General features: G+C 44.5%; 14 protein-coding genes. 6 read left to right on the forward strand and 8 right to left on the reverse strand.

The window, feature by feature from the left end:
* Positions 1–1,030 precede the first annotated feature (1,030 nt).
* Genes A2294_03745 through A2294_03755 form a run of 3 tightly spaced genes read right to left on the reverse strand, consistent with a single transcriptional unit; the run spans position 1,031 to position 4,512 of the window.
* Positions 1,031–2,299 (reverse strand): hypothetical protein, encoded by a 1,269-nt coding sequence (locus A2294_03745; protein ID OGH85713.1) that lies wholly within the window; start codon positions 2,297–2,299, stop codon positions 1,031–1,033.
* A 38-nt stretch (positions 2,300–2,337) separates the two neighbouring features.
* On the reverse strand, positions 2,338–2,652 hold the full coding sequence (locus A2294_03750) for a thioredoxin (GenBank protein OGH85714.1): 315 nt from the start codon (positions 2,650–2,652) through the stop codon (positions 2,338–2,340).
* 24 nt (positions 2,653–2,676) lie between these two features.
* A complete protein-coding gene (locus tag A2294_03755) occupies positions 2,677–4,512 on the reverse strand; it encodes a translation initiation factor IF-2 (protein OGH85744.1) in 1,836 nt (611 codons plus the stop codon).
* 362 nt (positions 4,513–4,874) lie between these two features.
* On the opposite strand from A2294_03755, the gene A2294_03760 reads away from it, so the two are divergent.
* From A2294_03760 to A2294_03770, 3 genes are all read left to right on the forward strand, one after another.
* Positions 4,875–5,702, forward strand: a complete 828-nt coding sequence (locus tag A2294_03760; protein ID OGH85715.1) for a hypothetical protein — start codon at positions 4,875–4,877, stop codon at positions 5,700–5,702.
* A gap of 13 nt (positions 5,703–5,715) precedes the next feature.
* A complete protein-coding gene (locus A2294_03765) occupies positions 5,716–6,453 on the forward strand; it encodes a hypothetical protein (protein OGH85716.1) in 738 nt (245 codons plus the stop codon).
* Between the two features lie 205 nt (positions 6,454–6,658).
* Entirely contained in the window at positions 6,659–7,909 is a 1,251-nt protein-coding gene (locus A2294_03770; GenBank protein OGH85717.1) for a hypothetical protein, read from the forward strand.
* Between the two features lie 213 nt (positions 7,910–8,122).
* On the opposite strand, the gene A2294_03775 is transcribed toward A2294_03770, so the two are convergent.
* The 4 genes from A2294_03775 to A2294_03790 form a co-directional block, all read right to left on the reverse strand.
* A complete protein-coding gene (locus A2294_03775; GenBank protein ID OGH85718.1) occupies positions 8,123–9,556 on the reverse strand; it encodes an IMP dehydrogenase in 1,434 nt (477 codons plus the stop codon).
* Positions 9,557–9,566: 10 nt separating this feature from the next.
* Positions 9,567–10,310: a hypothetical protein gene (locus A2294_03780; GenBank protein ID OGH85719.1), complete on the reverse strand. Its 744-nt coding sequence runs from the start codon at positions 10,308–10,310 to the stop codon at positions 9,567–9,569.
* A gap of 178 nt (positions 10,311–10,488) precedes the next feature.
* Positions 10,489–11,163 carry a hypothetical protein gene (locus tag A2294_03785; GenBank protein ID OGH85720.1) on the reverse strand — a complete coding sequence of 225 codons (675 nt, stop codon included), beginning with the start codon at positions 11,161–11,163 and terminating at the stop codon, positions 10,489–10,491.
* Between the two features lie 268 nt (positions 11,164–11,431).
* Complete coding sequence (locus tag A2294_03790) at positions 11,432–13,474, reverse strand: hypothetical protein (GenBank protein OGH85721.1); 2,043 nt, start codon at positions 13,472–13,474, stop codon at positions 11,432–11,434.
* Positions 13,475–13,920: 446 nt separating this feature from the next.
* Here A2294_03790 and A2294_03795 point away from each other — a divergent pair, with 446 nt between their 5' ends.
* From A2294_03795 to A2294_03805, 3 genes are read left to right on the forward strand one after another with little or no spacing between them, the layout of a single operon-like run.
* Complete coding sequence (locus A2294_03795; GenBank protein ID OGH85722.1) at positions 13,921–15,447, forward strand: ribonuclease Y; 1,527 nt, start codon at positions 13,921–13,923, stop codon at positions 15,445–15,447.
* Between the two features lie 11 nt (positions 15,448–15,458).
* Positions 15,459–16,274 carry a hypothetical protein gene (locus A2294_03800; protein ID OGH85723.1) on the forward strand — a complete coding sequence of 272 codons (816 nt, stop codon included), beginning with the start codon at positions 15,459–15,461 and terminating at the stop codon, positions 16,272–16,274.
* A gap of 39 nt (positions 16,275–16,313) precedes the next feature.
* Complete coding sequence (locus tag A2294_03805; GenBank protein OGH85724.1) at positions 16,314–16,592, forward strand: hypothetical protein; 279 nt, start codon at positions 16,314–16,316, stop codon at positions 16,590–16,592.
* 72 nt (positions 16,593–16,664) lie between these two features.
* On the opposite strand, the gene A2294_03810 is transcribed toward A2294_03805, so the two are convergent.
* On the reverse strand, positions 16,665–16,925 hold the full coding sequence (locus A2294_03810; protein ID OGH85725.1) for a hypothetical protein: 261 nt from the start codon (positions 16,923–16,925) through the stop codon (positions 16,665–16,667).
* Positions 16,926–17,121 lie beyond the last annotated feature (196 nt).

The following is a 17,121-nucleotide window of genomic DNA, read 5'->3' on the forward strand; positions in this document are numbered from 1 at the left end:
CAAGCTTATACCCGCTATCTAGGTTCACCCAAGGCTAAAACCTTTAGCTGATCCCGGTTGCTGATCTGCGGATTTTTCAACCCTTCAATTCAACCTTTCACAGCCTCAGGCCATAACTGCATTTGCTACAGCCGCGGTCGCCAACCGCTCTTTACAATTGCCTAGCCACCGGGGCTAGGTTACCTTTACCAGCAAGAAAACAGACAGCAAATATCTGTAAACTTGCGACCATCACCGCCCAGGCCGGCTTGATGATTTCCAACTCCTAGAGACCCTCGAGCCTCTTTAGAATTGGAGGTGTAGTAGAAGGACCCAATCTGTTCCTTTCCTGCCACACAGGTAGATCTTGCAGAAGGCATGCCCGGTCCTTTCCGCAAGAGTCTGTTTCTCCCCCTTCCCAGTCAGTCCCTTTCAGGAAGACTCCAGGGGAGAAAGAAGAACTACCAACAGGGTCAGACCAACCTGCTGGCAAACGTTTTAACCTAGGGGTGGCCACCCCCATGGTCGCGTGGTGCACCACAGGACGCGTTACCGCCCCACAACCAACCCCGCGTCATTGCCAACGCCGGGAAGGTTGATTTTTAAACTTAACAAAAATTTAGTTTTATTAGTGTCTTTATATCAAATTTTGATATAAAGACTTCAGGCACTGCATACTACCCCCTTGCTAATTCCGGCAATTGAATTAGCAGGGTTGCTGATTTATTTTTGCGAGGTGGGTTCAGCTCCCACCGTCTGTTGCTTAAGGCAGTGCATTTCTTCCTCCTTTTTGTTGATGTGTTGAATTGTCAACGAGCACGCAACCACGGTTTTTCACTAACCATAGCGGCGAATATAATTTGGATATCTAAACAAACGAAGGTAGATATCAAAACATTATTTGCCACTAATTTAAGCTTAAAATTATATTTTTTAGGAAACGTATTATTGTATCACAAATTTTAACTTTTGTCAAGTCCCCTGTGGTCGTCCCAGATAAAACATAAAACCAGCCCAAACAAGGGCTGATTTTTATGTCATCAATTAAATATTAAACAGTTCCCCTGCCTTTTAATGATTCCGCCAACCTCTTTAAAGCCACAGCAAAAGCAGTGGTACGCAAAGGTAGTTTCTTTTCTAAATGCATTTGCCAAATACCCTCCAAAGCGCTGTGCAATTTATCTTTCATCCTAGAAATTACTTCGTCTTCTGTCCAAGAATAGCCATACAAATTTTGCACCCATTCCATATAGCTACCCACCACGCCGCCGGAATTAGCCAAAACATCGGGAATTACCAAAACACCTTTTTTATTCAATTTTTCATCAGCCTCAAAAGTGATCGGGCCGTTAGCCAGCTCCAAAATAATTGGAGCTTTGATTCTGCCGGCATTTTCTTTAGTAATTTGATTTTCCAAAGCGGCCGGAACCAAAACATCGCAAGGCATTTCCAATAATTTAGCATTGCTCATTCCTTGAAAATTAGAACAATCACAAACCGAACCACTGCAATAACAACCCGCTAATAAGCCTTTGTTCTTTTTTGTTTCCATGATTTTATCTAAATTCATACCCAGGCCGCGCTTATCATAAATTCCACCCTGAGAATCGGCCACGCCAACAATTTTTAAACCGGCTTTTTCCGCTTCTTTGGCAAACCAATAACCAACATTACCTAGTCCTTGAATAATCACCTTAGTTTTTTTAGGATCTTTTTTTAATTTTTTTAAAATTTCAGCTAAAACATAAAAACCACCGGTACCGGTTGCCCTTTCCCTGCCTTCGGATCCGCCCAAAGCCAAAGGCTTGCCGGTCACTACCGCCGGTTTGAATTCACCGGAGAGATTGCCAAATTCATCAACAATCCAACCCATAATCTTGGCATTGGTGTTAACGTCCGGCGCAGGAATATCTGTTTTAGGACCAATATCAGCGCGCAAGGCTCTGGTGTAACTTCTGGTCAAATGTTCCAATTCATGTTCGGACAAAGTTTTAGGATCTAATTTAATGCCGCCCTTACCGCCACCGTATGGCAAATCCGCCACCGCGCATTTTATGGTCATCCAAAAAGCCAAGGCTTTAACCTCATCCAAGTTGGCTTGTGGATGAAAACGAATTCCACCTTTAAAAGGACCGCGAGCATTGTTGTATTGCACGCGATAGGCCTCAAAGACTTCCACAGTTCCATCATCTTTTTTAAGAGGCAAAGATAATTCTATGATGCGCTGAGGTTTTTTTAAAATTTCCCAAACTCCCGGGTCAAGATTTATAGCCTCAGCCGCGGTTTTTAACTGTTCCAAAGCAGATTTAAAAACTGACATATTTTACACGTCTTTAAAATTATTTGATTTTTTACAAATTATTTTTTCAACAACTCTAAAAGAGCTGCTTTGGCTTGGGCGCCCATTACTCTTTCCACTTCCTTGCCTCCTTTAAACAAAACAAAACAAGGAATACTCATGATGCCGTATTCTTCGGCCAATTCGGAATTTTCATCAACATTAACTTTGGCAATTTTCATTGCGGCACTGCCCTCTATTTCTTTGGAGATTTCTTCTACGACAGGCAACATCATTTTGCAAGGTCCGCACCAGGGAGCAAAAAAATCTACCAACACTGTGGCGGTAAAATCTAAAACTTCTTTTTTAAAATTATCTTTATTTAGTTCTAGCATAAAAAAATAATTAAATTTTAATTTTTAGAATCCTAATTTTTTAATTTTAATTTCTTCGCGATACAATTCTAATTTATCCCCTGCTTCTATTTTTTCTTTGGTTTCAATTTGCAAGCCGCATTCTTGTCCGGTCATAATATCTTTAACTTTTTGTTTGCCGGCCTGCAATTCCGTCACCTCTCCATTACCAATAATTTCTCCCTGACGAAAAATGCGTACTTTCACATTATTTTCCGCTTGGCCATCAATCACGCGTCCGCCTACAATTTGGTATTTTTTTTCGGTTCTAAAAATCGCCAAAATTTCCATTTTACCAATTTCGTGCACTATTACTTCCGGCGGCAATAATTTTTCCAATTCTTTTTTAACATCACCTAACAAATCGTAAATAATTTTATAATGTTTAATAGTAACCTTTTTTTGTTTAGCTAATAATTCAGCCGCCGGAATAATGGGAACATGAAACCCTAAAATATGAGCGCTGGAAGCCTCGGCACGTAAAACCTCTGCCTCGGTAATAGAACCCAATCCCTTGGCCACCACCTCTACTTCTACTTCTGGATGAACCATTCTTTGCAAGGCTCCCAAAATAGCTTCCAAAGATCCCAAAACATCCACCCGCAAAATAATGGCGTACTTCTTTTTTTCTAGGCCTTCTTCACCGCCAATACCGGCGCTGGTTGTAGCAGTGATGATATTTTTTTCTTGCACCAAATAAGTGGGTTTAATTTTTTTCTCCAAACCTTTAATATCTTTGGGAACCTCTAGAACGTCCCCCACAGCCGGAGCAATTTTAAAACCCAAAATTTGTACCGGAGTAGAAGGCGGAGCAGTTTTGACCATTTCACCTTTCCAATCCTTTAGGGCCTTAATACGTCCATACCAAGCAAAATTGATTGCCAATTCATCGCCTACTTTTAAAGTACCGCTTTGCACCAAAAGTGTAGCCACTGGGCCAGCCTTGGGATCTATATGGGATTCCACAATTGTTCCAACGGCGAGCCGTTTAGGATTAGCGGTAATTTTGGATTTATCTAAATCCGCCACCAATAAAACCATTTCCAATAATTTATCTATATGCAAATTAGCCTTAGCTGAAACAGGAACCATTACAACCTTACCACCCCATTCTTCTGGTTGCACGCCCAATTCTGATAGTTGAGTTTTAACTCTGTCCAAATCTGCCTCGGGCTTATCAATTTTGTTTAAAGCCACGATGAAAGGCAACTTAGCCGCTTCAATAATTTTAATGGCTTCTTTGGTTTGCGGTTGCACACCATCATCGGCGGCCACTACCAAAATGGCTACGTCAGCCACTTTAGCGCCGCGGCTGCGCATAACAGTAAAAGCTTCGTGTCCCGGGGTATCAATAAAAGTCATTTGTCTTAAAACTTTTTCTCCAGCCTCGGTAGTAAAAGGCACTTTTACTTGATAAGCGCCAATGTGCTGAGTAATTCCGCCAGCCTCACCGGCTACTACATTGGTACTTCTGATAGCATCCAAAAGTTTGGTTTTGCCATGATCAACATGACCCATCACCACCACTACTGGCGGACGTGGTTCCAGATCCTCTTCTTTTTCACTTTCTAAAATATTCTTTAAACGATCTAACGATTCTCCATTTTCTATCGTCTCTTCTTTTTTTTCTTCTGGCGTCACTTCAAAACCAAAATCCTGCGCGATAATATTGGCAGTATCATAATCAATGCGTTCATTCATGGAAGCCAAAATACCATTTTTAATTAGTTCGCGAATAACATTGGTGACGGGCAAATTCAACTTAACGGCAAAATCACGCACGGTGATAGCTTGAGGTAATTGGATTGTTTTCTTTTCCGCCTCCGCCCCTTCGGTAGCCACTTCCGCGGTTTTAGCTTGGTCTTTAATAAACTGATTTTCTTGAATTTTTCTCCTAATCTTGGGCCAGGCGGCAACAATTTGACTGGCTACACGATTATCAACTTTAATGGCGCGACGGCCAATGTCAAAACCGAATTGCGGCAAAGTATCATACAATTCTTGAGGGGAAGTTTTAAGTTGTCTGGCTAGTTCCGAAACATTCATAACTTATAATTAGTATCTTAAATATACTCTTATTTTAACAAAGGGTCAAATTGCAGACAGATAACCGACCATAGAGACCGCCTGCAGGCTTTTGACTTTTTTAAAGAAAAAAGCTAATATTTAATTCAAGACTACTAAAATTAATATTATTTAAATATATGGCAGAAACAGCCAAAGCACCCTTACCACCCGCCGAAGTTTCAGAAAAAAGATTTCCCGAGTTGAAAGAATTAAAAAATCCGGAAACATTGAGACCAGTGGAGCTGATAGAAAAAGAAGTGGATTCACTTTACGTCCCCACTTGGATGCGCACCGGCAAAAAATTAGAACAGCAACTTTACTGGCCGATTGGAGCTTTAAATATAGAAAAATCCATATCTCCGGAAAATCTCCCCAAAAACTTGGTTGAACTTTTTAAAAACCCCAACGTGGCCAGGGCTTTTTTGCTTAGCCAAAATTTATTAAAAACTCCTAATTTTCAAGGCGGCCTTGTTTACATTTGGCCCACTCGGCTTTGTCCCTTAGGTTGTTCTCATTGTATGTTCGGCGCTCCTAAATCAACAGAAAGATTGCGTGGTGCCTTAGGGAATAGATTAACTTCCGAACAAGCCGACAAAGCTATACAATTTACCAACGACATGAAAGCGGACGTGGTAGCCTTAAGCGGTGGCGGTGAACCCTTGGAAGAACGCGACACCACTTTTAAAGTAATCAGGGAAACCCACGCCACCAACATTCATCTAATCACCAACAGTTTCTGGGCCGGAGAACAAAAAGGAGCTGCGGAATTTTTTGATGAACTGGAAAAAAATTTTCAAGATCGTGAAGCGTCCAAATTACCCAAAGCTAAATTTGTTTTAAAACTCAGTTTGGATGAGGCTCACCTGCATCATTTGCCCATGGCTAATATGCATCACATCCTTACTGAATTTTTAGCCAGAAATTTTGCTTTTGATTTTGAATTAAGCCAGAAATTTTGCTTTTGATTTTGAATTAAGAATGAAATCCATCTTTAAAGAAGACAAGGCGGTGGCCCAATTTGTTAAAGAGTTGCAGGAAATGCATCACGGCGCCAAAATAGAAGAAATTAATCCTTACAAAGTGCGTATTTTGTTGGCTCCTGGCAAAGAAATTTTCATCACTTTTAAAAATAGCGTACCTAGCGGAAGAGGCAAGGTGGCGCAAACAGATGGAATTACAGCTAATTACAACCAAGGCTATGTTGATTTTATTACTTCACAGTTGCCACATAAAAAAATCAACCCTACCAACCAAGCTTTGGGCGGCGATAATGTGGAATATCCTAATGGCGCAAATTACACTATTGAATATGACGGCTCCACAAAATTATTAGAAGGCTCTCCTTTAGATAATGTGCCTAACATTGATGATTTTAATTTTGTTGATGCCCAGGCTATGATTTTTAAAGACCCTATTTCTTATTTATCCAGATTGGAAGGACCGGAAGCTATTTATGCCATTGCCGCAGAAATAGATGCCCAAAAATTGGCGGATTTAAGATACCAAAATGCTTTGTATTATAACTTGGAAAGATTATTAGATACACCGAATAAAAGAGTTTATGCCACCATCAGAGCCTTTCAAGTCTTAAAATCAACTCATCCGGAAATTTTTAAGGAAGAAATTGATGATCCCCAAAAGAAATTTTGGTTAGAAGCAGAAGTACCTACTTTAAAAGAATTACTGGGCTTGGACAAAACAGAAAGCGGGAGCTAAAAGTTTGATAAATTAAAATAAGCTTATTTCAGCAAAAATAGGCTTATTTTTATTTTGGCTTAATTGAGTGTACGGAGGGCTGGGGTTGACAAAAAGGCTAAAAAGTGATATAATAAGCAGTTGCCAGAATGAGTTTTCTGGTGATTGCATTTAATTTGGCGATCTTTAACAGGGCCATAATGGCCACCACAAGGAGGGCGACGAGATGACGAAGCTCCTCAACATCAAGGGCGATTTCCCAATCCTGAGAGAACCCAGGGGAGACGAAGGTGTTTTCCTGACCTACCTGGACAGCGGGGCATCGTCGCAGAAGCCCGAGGCGGTGATCAAGGCGGAGGAGCAGTTCTACTGCGCCTCCAACGCCAACATCCACCGCGGTGCCTACCGGCTGGCCCGCAAGGCCACGGAGATGTACGAGGCCGCGAGGGTCACGGTGGCCGCGTTCATCGGGGCCGGCGATCCCCGGTCCCTCGTCTTCACCAGCGGCACCACCATGGGCACGAACATCGTGGCCCACGCCTGGGCCGAGGGCAACCTCCAGGACGGCGACATCGTGCTCTTCACGGAGATGGAGCACCACGCCAACATCGTCCCTTGGCACCTGCTGGGCAAGCGCCGCGACATCAAGACCGCGGCCGTCAAGGTGGACGACCGCGGGGTGCTGGACATGGAGGATCTGAAGGCCAAGCTCACGGCCGGCGAGGGACAGGTGAAGCTGGTGGCCGTGACCCACGTCTCCAACGTGACCGGGGTGAAGAACCCCGTCAAGGAGATCACGTCTCTCGCGCATCAGTTCGGCGTGGCCGTGCTGGTGGACGGGGCGCAGTCCGCCCCCCATCTGCCCGTGGACGTGGAGGACATCGGGTGCGACTTCTTCGTCTTCTCCGGCCACAAGATGCTGGGGCCGACCGGCATCGGCGGCCTCTACGTGCGTCCCAGCCGCTGGAGCGAGATCTCCCCCTTCTTTGGGGGCGGTGACATGATCACGGACGTCACCCTGGAGAACTCGGCCTTCAAACCCATGCCCAGCCTGCTGGAAGCCGGTACGCCCAACATCGCCGGAGCGGTGACGCTCGCGGCGGCCTGCGACTACCTCAAGAGCATCGGCATGGAGCGGGTTGAGGAGCACGTCAGGACCGTGGGCACCTACGCCTGGAACAAGCTCAAGGCCATTCCGGGCGTAAAGGTCTACGGACCCGGCCCGGGAGAGCACAGAACCGGTTCACTCGTCTCCTTCACCGTGGACGGCGTCAAGAACGACGAGATCATGGCGGAGCTGGACGAGTACGGGGTGGCGGTGCGCGTAGGCCGGTTCTGCGCCTGGCCCATCTTCAAGCGCCTGGGCTTGGGCAACAACGGGGCGGTGCGAGCCTCGTTCCACATCTACAACAACTACCAAGACGTTGATCTGCTGGCCTCGGTCATCCGGGGACTCGCCGAGCAGGCGCACCAGTAACCTTAGAGTCTCGGCAACCCTTGAACAAAAGAACCAATCTCAAAGGGTGGATTGATTCTTAACCTAAGCTAACCCTAAACGTAAGGCGTGTGTTAACCGGCCCCTAACAGGACTGGAAAGCACACGCCTTTTTTTAATTCTTAGCAAGCCTACAGGCGCAAATTTATTTGCATCTGGGGCGAGCGACGCAAGGCACAAGCGCCATATCAGTTCTTATTTCACCTCTTGCAAATCATGTGGGCCACTTTCCTGCAATCCAGCGTTGGTGATTTGAACAAATTCTGTGTTCATCTGTAATTCCCCTACCGTGCGAGAATTAGTATAGCTCATGCCGGATTTTAATCCTCCAACAAGTTGTCCTAATAACTCATCAACCGGTCCTTTATAAGGAATAATAGATTCCACGCCTTCTGGCACTACTTCATTTAAATCCTTTTTTTCTTGATTAACAGTCTTACGGCGCTGGGCTACGGCAAAAGAAGCCGAACCACGATACACTTTGTATTTTTTGCCTCCCCTATTCATTAAAATTCCCGGAGACTCATCGGTTCCGGCAAACAAACTGCCAATCATTACGCTGTCGGCGCCAGCACCCAAAGCCTTCACAATATCCGCGGATTTTTGAATACCGCCATCGGCAATCACCGGCACGCCAAATTTTTTAGCCACTTCCGCCGCTTCCAGAATGGCAGTTAATTGCGGCACTCCAGCACCGGCCACAAGGCGGGTAATGCAAGCCGCGCCCGGACCTACACCCACTTTTACCGCGTCCACTCCCCATTCGCATAAATCTCTAGCCGCCTCGGCTGTGGCAATGTTGCCAGCTATCAATTCCACCTCTGGCACCACTTCCCGCACTTTTTTAATGGCATTAAACATCATTTCTGAATGTCCATGAGCAATATCAATTACCAAAACATCAGCTCCGGCCTCTACCAAAGCCTTGGCGCGTTCCAAATAATCACCGCGCACGCCAATAGCTCCACCCACAATTAATTGGCCCTTTTCATCAGTGTTAGCCAAAGGATAATTGGTTAAGTGCCCAATATCCGCGCCGGTAATGAGTCCTACAATACAATCATTTTCATCTACCAAAGGCAATTTTTCAATTCTATTAACCCTAAGTAGTTCCCTAGCCTCATCAAAAGTGGTGTTTTTGTTGCCTACAATTAATTTGTCCCGGCCAGTCATAATTTCATAAACCAACTGGCTGTCATCATGCGCTAAATTCAAATCGCGGCGAGATAAAACGCCTTTTAATTTTTTATCGCCATTGGCTACCAATAAACCGCTGATGCCTTTTTCCGCGCTAAATTCTTTGGCTTCTTTAATGGTTCTAAACGGATCAATAATGTAGGGATCTTCAATGATAAAATTTTGCGCGCGTTTTACTCTTTTAATTTCCTGCGCATTTTCTTCCACTGTCATAAAACGATGGATAATGCCGATGCCTCCAAGACGCGCCACGGCAATAGCCATTTTCGACTCGGTGACGGTGTCCATATTGGCTGTCACCACCGGAATATTCAAACTGATTTTTTTAGTGAGTTTAGTTTTGGTAATGGCTTCGCTCCTGGAGAGCATAGAAGTTTTTTTGGGACGGATTAAAACATCATCATAAGTAAGGGCAAGAGGTATGTGGCGCATAATTTTAAAATTAAATTTCTACAATTAAATCATCATGGGCGGCAGTGGTAGCAGGAAAGATTTTTCTGGCCCGCTCTTCGGCCAAGGCGCGAGACTCCAAAGTAGTAAAGGAATCGGGCCCAAAATGCACTAAGTATAACTGCTTTACCTTGGCTTCCTGCGCCAACTGCGCCGCCAATTCCGGATTCAAATGGGGCCAAGCCGGATTGGGCGTGTTAAGAGTGGAACATTCGGAAATTAAAACATCAGCCTTTTGCGCTAACTTTTTAAAACTGTCGCAAACTCCGGTATCAGTACAAAAAGTAATTGCCTTTCCTTCCAGCAAAAATCGATAACCAAAACAAGGATCGGCATGCACCAAATAACTAGCCTCTTTTAAAAAGGGCAGATTTTGCGCGCCCGGTAGCAACTCTTCTACGCTCACCGGATAAGGCAAAAATTCAAAAGGTGCAGCAAAAGGATGGTTACAAACAATGTTTAAAATTTCCTTGGTGCCGGGCTGGCCATAAATGGTAAGGCCATTTTTAAAATCAAAAGCCGGCAAAGTGTGCAAACCAAAAACATGATCCAAATGAAAGTGGCTTAAAAAAAGACGCACCGGTTTATTTGGGTTGGTAATATATTGTTGGGCTTTAAAAAACCCACTGCCAGCATCCAAGATAAAATATCCTTCGGCGGCATCAATTAAAATGCTTAAATTCTGACCGGTGCCAGTGGGGCACCAGCCATTGGTGCCTAAAAAAATAATTTTCATAAATGTAGTGAGCGGAAATTTTAAAAATATTTTAGCCAGGGACCTGTTAGGAATCTTTTTGGGCCCTTACAATCTTACAGGAAATTCAGATTTAAGAAAAGAGATAATTTTTTTAAAAAAAGCAGGCGTTGGGTGCCTGCTGGTTGGTTGCTGATTTTAAAAGACTTGAATTTTAAATCTATCTGGCCACATCTTTCGGCTGAGGAGCGGCCTGTCCGTCAAAATATCCTTGTGGATGTTCTGGCGGACATTCCAAAGCTATCTCAGTTGGCGACTCTGCCAAAGGTTCAGTCGTTTCTTTCAAACCCAAAATCTCGCGCAATTTATCCAACAGAGAAAAACTGTTGGCTTCCTCAACCTTTACGGCTTCTTCGCTAAGACCCAAAATCTGGGCGGCCTTGTTGGCAAAATAGAAAAGATCAGGAAGATGATCAAAAAGAACCAAGCTGGCAATATCGGAATCGCCGTCCACCAAAGTATACTGACCGCAAAGACCAAGATACCTTAGGTGATAAAGTTGCTGAAATTCTTTCCACCCCTCATAGCTGGTAAAAGTATATTGGATTGGCCGGGTACTGGCACAGTGAGGTTCCAAATACTTTTTTTCCAAAGTCACTCGCAAAGAATCACCCTCGCCCCTAATGATTCTTCCTGTAATTTGGGAAATACCCAAAATATCCTGGCCGTGTCCAGTAAAAGTGGCATCACCTTGGAGTCGCAAGAACATCATTGTACCAAGGACTTGGGCTTTGCTGGGCATACAGCCTGGACAGCAAGCGCAAGCCATAGGATGCAAAAGAGAATTGCGAAAGAAACCAATCGCCAAAACCGACTTACCCAAAGCTTCTGACATGATGCGACTCCCTAGGGTTAAATTTAAATATCAACTGTTTTCAGTTTAGCCTATTTGGCCTGTTTGGTCAAGGAGGGAGACAAGACAAAAGTGAATGATTTTTTGGACGCAATTGTTGGAAGCGAAAGAAGATATAAAAATTAGATGCAATAAAAAAACCGGCAATCGCAGATTTGTCGTTGTGACATTTCTTTGATTGCCGGCGTTAGCGCTTAGTTGTTGTGCTCAGCGCTCTACCCTTTACAGATAAACTGCTTGGGGGAAAGAGTTAATTTTTGCCGAACGCACCAGCCACAGCTTTGGAAAGGTTGCTGTGCCCCAGAATTGCCGCTGCGGACGAAAAATCCGAGCCACCCCCCTCCACAAGTACTTCGGGCTGTTTGACCATCTCCGGATGGTCCTTTAGCACCGTCAAGAGCTCACGGAAAAGAGCCAACTCAAGAGTCTTATCCTGACCAAGAACGGCCACCTGAGCACGCTGGCCTTGTGCCTCGGCTTCCAGTCGCGCCTTGGCGCCCAAACCAAGCTGTTCATCAGCCTGCTTCTTGATCTGAGCAGCGATCAGCGTCTCCTGCTGATCAGCTTCCGCCTTCTCCTTCTCAGCCTGGATACGCGCAGTCTGTGCGATCTTCTCCTGCTGGAAGGTTTCGTTCATCTGCTGAGCAAGCTGCATGCGCTTGCCGGGGATGAGCAGTTCGGGAGGAACGTAGGGATCACCAAAACGGACATCCCTTGCGATGAGACCGGTCTTGAGAGCTTCCGGCTTGACTCCTCCTTCAACCAGAGCCTCCATCTTCTGCCGCTCATAGATCACTTGCAAAACCTTCACGTCGCGGTTGCCCAGGATATTCCTCGACACCGAACGGTAGAGCGGAGTGATTATGCGATCTTCCACCTGCTTCAAATCCCCGACATACGCCACCACAAAGGGAGCGTTCTCGGGCGTAACCTGAACCAGGATTCGGGAATCGAGCCAGACATCCCATCCTTCAACCTTGTGATTGATGGCTCCATCGGCCGCTCCCTCCGGAATGTCAACCTTCTCTTCCGACACGGTCTGCACGATGGATCCATCCTTGTCCACCGTGAGGTTGAACGTCCTGCGGATGTAGCCACCCTCGTACCGCCAAGTTTGTACCCTGGTGTCGATCTTGGTAACCGTGTACGCAAAGGGATTCAAGTAATACTTGCCGGGCAAAAGTACACTTTCCCAGACACCAATATCGCCCTGCGGAACCAAGGGATTGGACAGATTGGTGAGCGCCATGATGCGCGCTTCTTCCTCGGAAACAGCCTTCAGTCCGTCCAGTTCGGCCTTGATCTTGTCCTTGCTCACAGGTCCTTCAAGCGACAAGAAGGTCGGAATGGCAACCGGCGCCTTATCATCAAGTTCGGCCTTGGCCGGTTGCTCGGTGGGGGCAATGGCGGTCTTGGAGAGAACCAGCTTGGACTTCCCGGCTTCCTCTTCTTCCCGCTTGTTAATCTCTTCCAACATTTGATTCAGTCTGATTCGCCTCTGACCGATCTCAAGTCTAGACGCTTCAATATATGAAGCGACAATAGACTTGGGAACAATGGGGTCGCCAATGTACTTCTGTCCCACGTTGGACTTGACCACGCCAACGAAACCAGCATCAATCTCGGTCTCGTCCACGGGATCTCCAACATCAAACAGGTACCTGTTGACACGGTAAGTACCGGGCTTGAGGACAGTCAACTGAAGACCCTTGTATCCTCGCGGAAGGCCGTTTTCAGTATCAATACCCATGAAGTACTGGGCATCCAGGTACTGTTCAAACTCCTTCTCCGGCCAGCCATCAGCCATATACTGACCATCGGGCAGGGCACGACCATCCTTGGCCGTCAGAACCCTCAACTTGCCAGCTGCCACTTCCACCGTGTTCAGCTCTTCAATGTCGTTCAACACCTTGAGGAAGAAGCTGAACTGGAATCCGGGAGGCAGGATCTCGGCGCGAGGCCCCTTTTGCCAACCAGTCGCAATGACGCGGCCGGTAGGCATGTCCGTACCATAGATCCTCTTCAAATGCCCCACCTTGTCCGTATCAATGTAGGTGAAGCTGGTCATGAAAACTAAGAAGCCGGCCAAAACAAAAGCCGTAATGGAAATGGCTCGCGTAAGCAAGGAGGACGGCTCTGCGGGAGGGAGATCCTTCTCCACCTCTCCACGCCTGCGCCTGGTCTTGTTGGCCTCTTCTACAGATGCACGATACTCTTGGTGGATGTTTCTCAGCAATCTGGGAGCGAAAGCCCCCACCAGCACTGCGAGAACTGCCAGAATGAGCAAGGACATGTGTGCCTCCCCAAAAAAGTTAAGGAACCTCTGCCTCTTTTAACTCACCTTGAGCTAATTTAGGCAGTACAAGTCATCTTGACATAATTTACCATTTTATGTCAAGATATTATAAAGTAGTTATTGACAAAAATCTTAAAGTTTGCTACAATAATCTTATACAACATAATTAATCATTTCGTCTTGATTTTAAAAGCAGACGGCAAAATTAGTCTAAAATTGGCTGAATAAACAAGCTTGTTTCTTAAAATCACTGGTAAAAGCCTAAAAACAAGCTCAAATCAGAATCGGTTGTTATCACTTATGAAACTAAACTCTGGAAAATTAAACTCAAAAGTTTATCTTCCAAACCGCAAATCAGGCGGCAATTTTTTGCTAATCATTCCGCTTCTCTTTTAAAATCTCCTTAAACAAGGCCCTTTGGGGGACGGTTTAAAAAGAGATTTATGCAAGATTATCTTTCCATCATTACCGTGGGAGGCAGTGTTCTCCTCGGTCTTATAATTGGCTATTTTGTTCGCAAACAAATTGCCAAAACTCAAGCCGATTCCATAGAAGCCAAGGCGGAAAAAATTATCGCCGAGACCAAAACCAAACAACAGGAAATGCTTATCCGCGCCAAGGAAAAGGCCCTGCAAATGATTGACGATTCCAAGCGCGAAGATGAAAATCGCCGCAAAGAATTGCGCGTCATTCAACAACGTTTGGAAAAACGCGAAACTTTGTTTGATCAAAAACTTTTGGAGTTGCAGGACAAACAACAAAAAATTCAAGAAAAAGTAGAAAAGATCAACCAGATTCAAGCCGAAGTGCAAACAATTAGAGAAGAAGAAATTTCCAAATTACAAAAGATTGCGGAACTAAGCCGCGAAGAAGCCCGCGACGAATTATTTAAAAAAGTGGAGGCCCAAATTAAAGATGATTTAATGGGCCGCATTATGAAATTGGAGCAAGAATCTTCCGAGGCTTTTGAACAAAAAGCTCGGGAAATTGTAGTGGATGCCATTCAACGTTATGCCGCGCCCCAGTCTGCCGAAACAACTTCCACTGTAGTGGACTTGCCTAATGACGAAATGAAAGGACGCATTATTGGCAAAGAAGGACGCAACATTAAAACCTTAGAAAAAATGACAGGTTGTGAACTGATTATTGATGACACTCCCAATGCCATTACTGTTTCCGGATTCTCTCCTATCCGCCGCCAAGTGGCCGCCTTGGCTTTGCGCAAACTCATTGCCGACGGCCGCATTCAACCAGCCAGAATAGAAGAGTTTGTGGAATCAGCCAAAATTGATTTATCCACCGATATTAAAAAAACTGGTGAAGCCGCAGTTTATCAGTTAGGCTTTACTGGACTTGACCCCAAGTTTGTACAAATCATTGGTCGTTTAAAATACAGAACCTCTTTTGGCCAAAACATTTTAAATCACTCTTTAGAAGTGGCTTACCTTTCCGCTATGATTGCCGAGGAACTTGGTGCTGACGCCATTGTGGCTAAAAAGGCTGGTTTCTTTCATGACATTGGCAAAGCCATAGATCATGAAACACAAGGCGGACACCCGGAAATTGGTTATCAAATTTTAAAGAAATTTAATTTTGATGAAGAAATTGCCTACGCCGCCCTGGGTCATCATGAGGACAAACCCAAAACTTTGATTGCTTGCATCGTTAAATCCGCCGACGCCATTTCCGGCGCTCGCATTGGTGCACGCAAAGATACCTATGAACAATATATTCATCGCCTAGAAGAATTGGAAAAAACCGCCAGTGCTTTTGAAGGCATAGAAAAAGTTTATGCCATTCAAGCCGGACGCGAAGTGCGCGTGTTTGTTAAACCAGAAGAAATGGATGACACTAAATCCTATAATTTGGCGCGCGACATTGCCAAAAAGATTGAAGAAGAACTGCAATATCCGGGCGAAATTAAAGTGACTGTGATTAGAGAAAAAAGAATAATTGAGTACGCGAAATAAAACCAATTCTCATGTTCAAAGTTTTAATCTTTGGCGATATAGTGGGCAAAACAGGCCGTCAAGCTGTGGCAAAAATCTTGCCTAAGCTCAAAAAGCAGTTTCATCCCCATCTTATCATCGCCAATGTAGAAAATTTAGCTCACGGCACAGGAGTCACGCCTAAAACTTTAGCTATTTTAGAAGAGGCCGGTGTGCAAGTGTTTACCGGTGGCGATCATATTTTTGCCAAACCAGATGCGGCGAAAATTTTTGAACGTGAGGACTCGCCACTGATCCATCCGGCCAATATGTCCGTGCCTTTGGGCCAGGGTGAAAAAATGCTAACCGTTGCCAAAAAACGGGTACTTGTGGTAAACTTATTAGGAAGAGTCTTTCTTGGGGAAAAGTTAAATGAAAAAGGCATTGCCATTAGCAATCCTTTTAAAACTTTTGATGAAACCCTTAAAAAATATCAAGATCAAAAACCGCAAATAGTAATTGTGGATTTTCATACCGAAGCCACTTCGGAACAAGTGGCTATGGGTTATCACTTAGACGGCCGCGCCAGCGTTTTGTTTGGCACCCACACTCACATCCCTACCGCCGATGCCCAAATTTTAGATGAAGGTTTAGGCTACATTACAGATGTGGGCATGAGCGGAGCCAAGAATACGGTTTTAGGAGTTGATAAAAACATCATCTTAAAAAGATTTTTAGAAGATGCCAAAGAAAGCTTTGACTGGCCGGAATTAAGTGAAGCGGTAGTTAATGCTTTATATGTGGAAATTAGTGAAAAAACCGGCCGCGCCAAAAAAATAAAACTAATTCAAAAAACCATCAAAATTTAATTTTTAATTTAAACCCGTGATGGCGGGTAAAAAGAAACTATGAATAAAGCAGAGCTCATCAATTTAATAACAGAAAAATGCACTGTTACTAAAAAACAGGCAGAATGTTTTGTGGATACTTTTGTAGACACAACCATTAACACTTTAAAAGCCGGTGGCGAAGTGACCATTGCCGGTTTTGGTACTTTTTCCGCTCGCAGAAGAGCCGGCCGCATTGGTGTCAATCCCCAAAAACCAACAGAAAAAATCCAAATTCCTTCCGTGATTGTGCCTAAATTCAAAGCCGGTAAAACCTTAAAAGATGCTTTGAAAAAATAAGCGCTATCCCTTTTAATTTCCAATTTAAAACACCCCTGCGCAAACGGGGGTGTTTTTGTTTTTACTAATTGGCTAATTCATTGGTGCAGAAGGCGGAGTATTTTTGGGTGACTCCATTTTCTTTTGTCCAAACTTTTCTCCACTAAAAAGAAAGATATAGACAATCTCCAAAATACCTACGGTGTTAAATATGAGCAAAGCACCAAACCAAATTTTTTGGCCTTTGCGGGCGGCTAGCCAAAGAGCCCAAGCTTTCCAAAAAAGACTCCAGAGCATTAAAGGCACCAGAAGCCCTATCCCCCAACCCCAGCCTCCGTAGTTAAAATTGTACATCATATTGTACATATTAGTGAAGGTTAAGAATTAAAAATCATCTTTAATTTTCTAAATATATTATAGCACAAATTTAAAAATAATCCATTTGCATGGATTATTTTTATATGTTTATATAATTCGGCTCGGACCTTTTTCCTTAACCCCGGACTTGCGAAACGGGCTGACAAAGAGGTTATTTTCCCGAACTAATTTA

Source organism: Candidatus Magasanikbacteria bacterium RIFOXYB2_FULL_38_10, assembly GCA_001783145.1.
Taxonomy (GTDB): Bacteria; Patescibacteriota; Patescibacteriia; order Magasanikbacterales; family UBA10003; genus GWC2-40-17.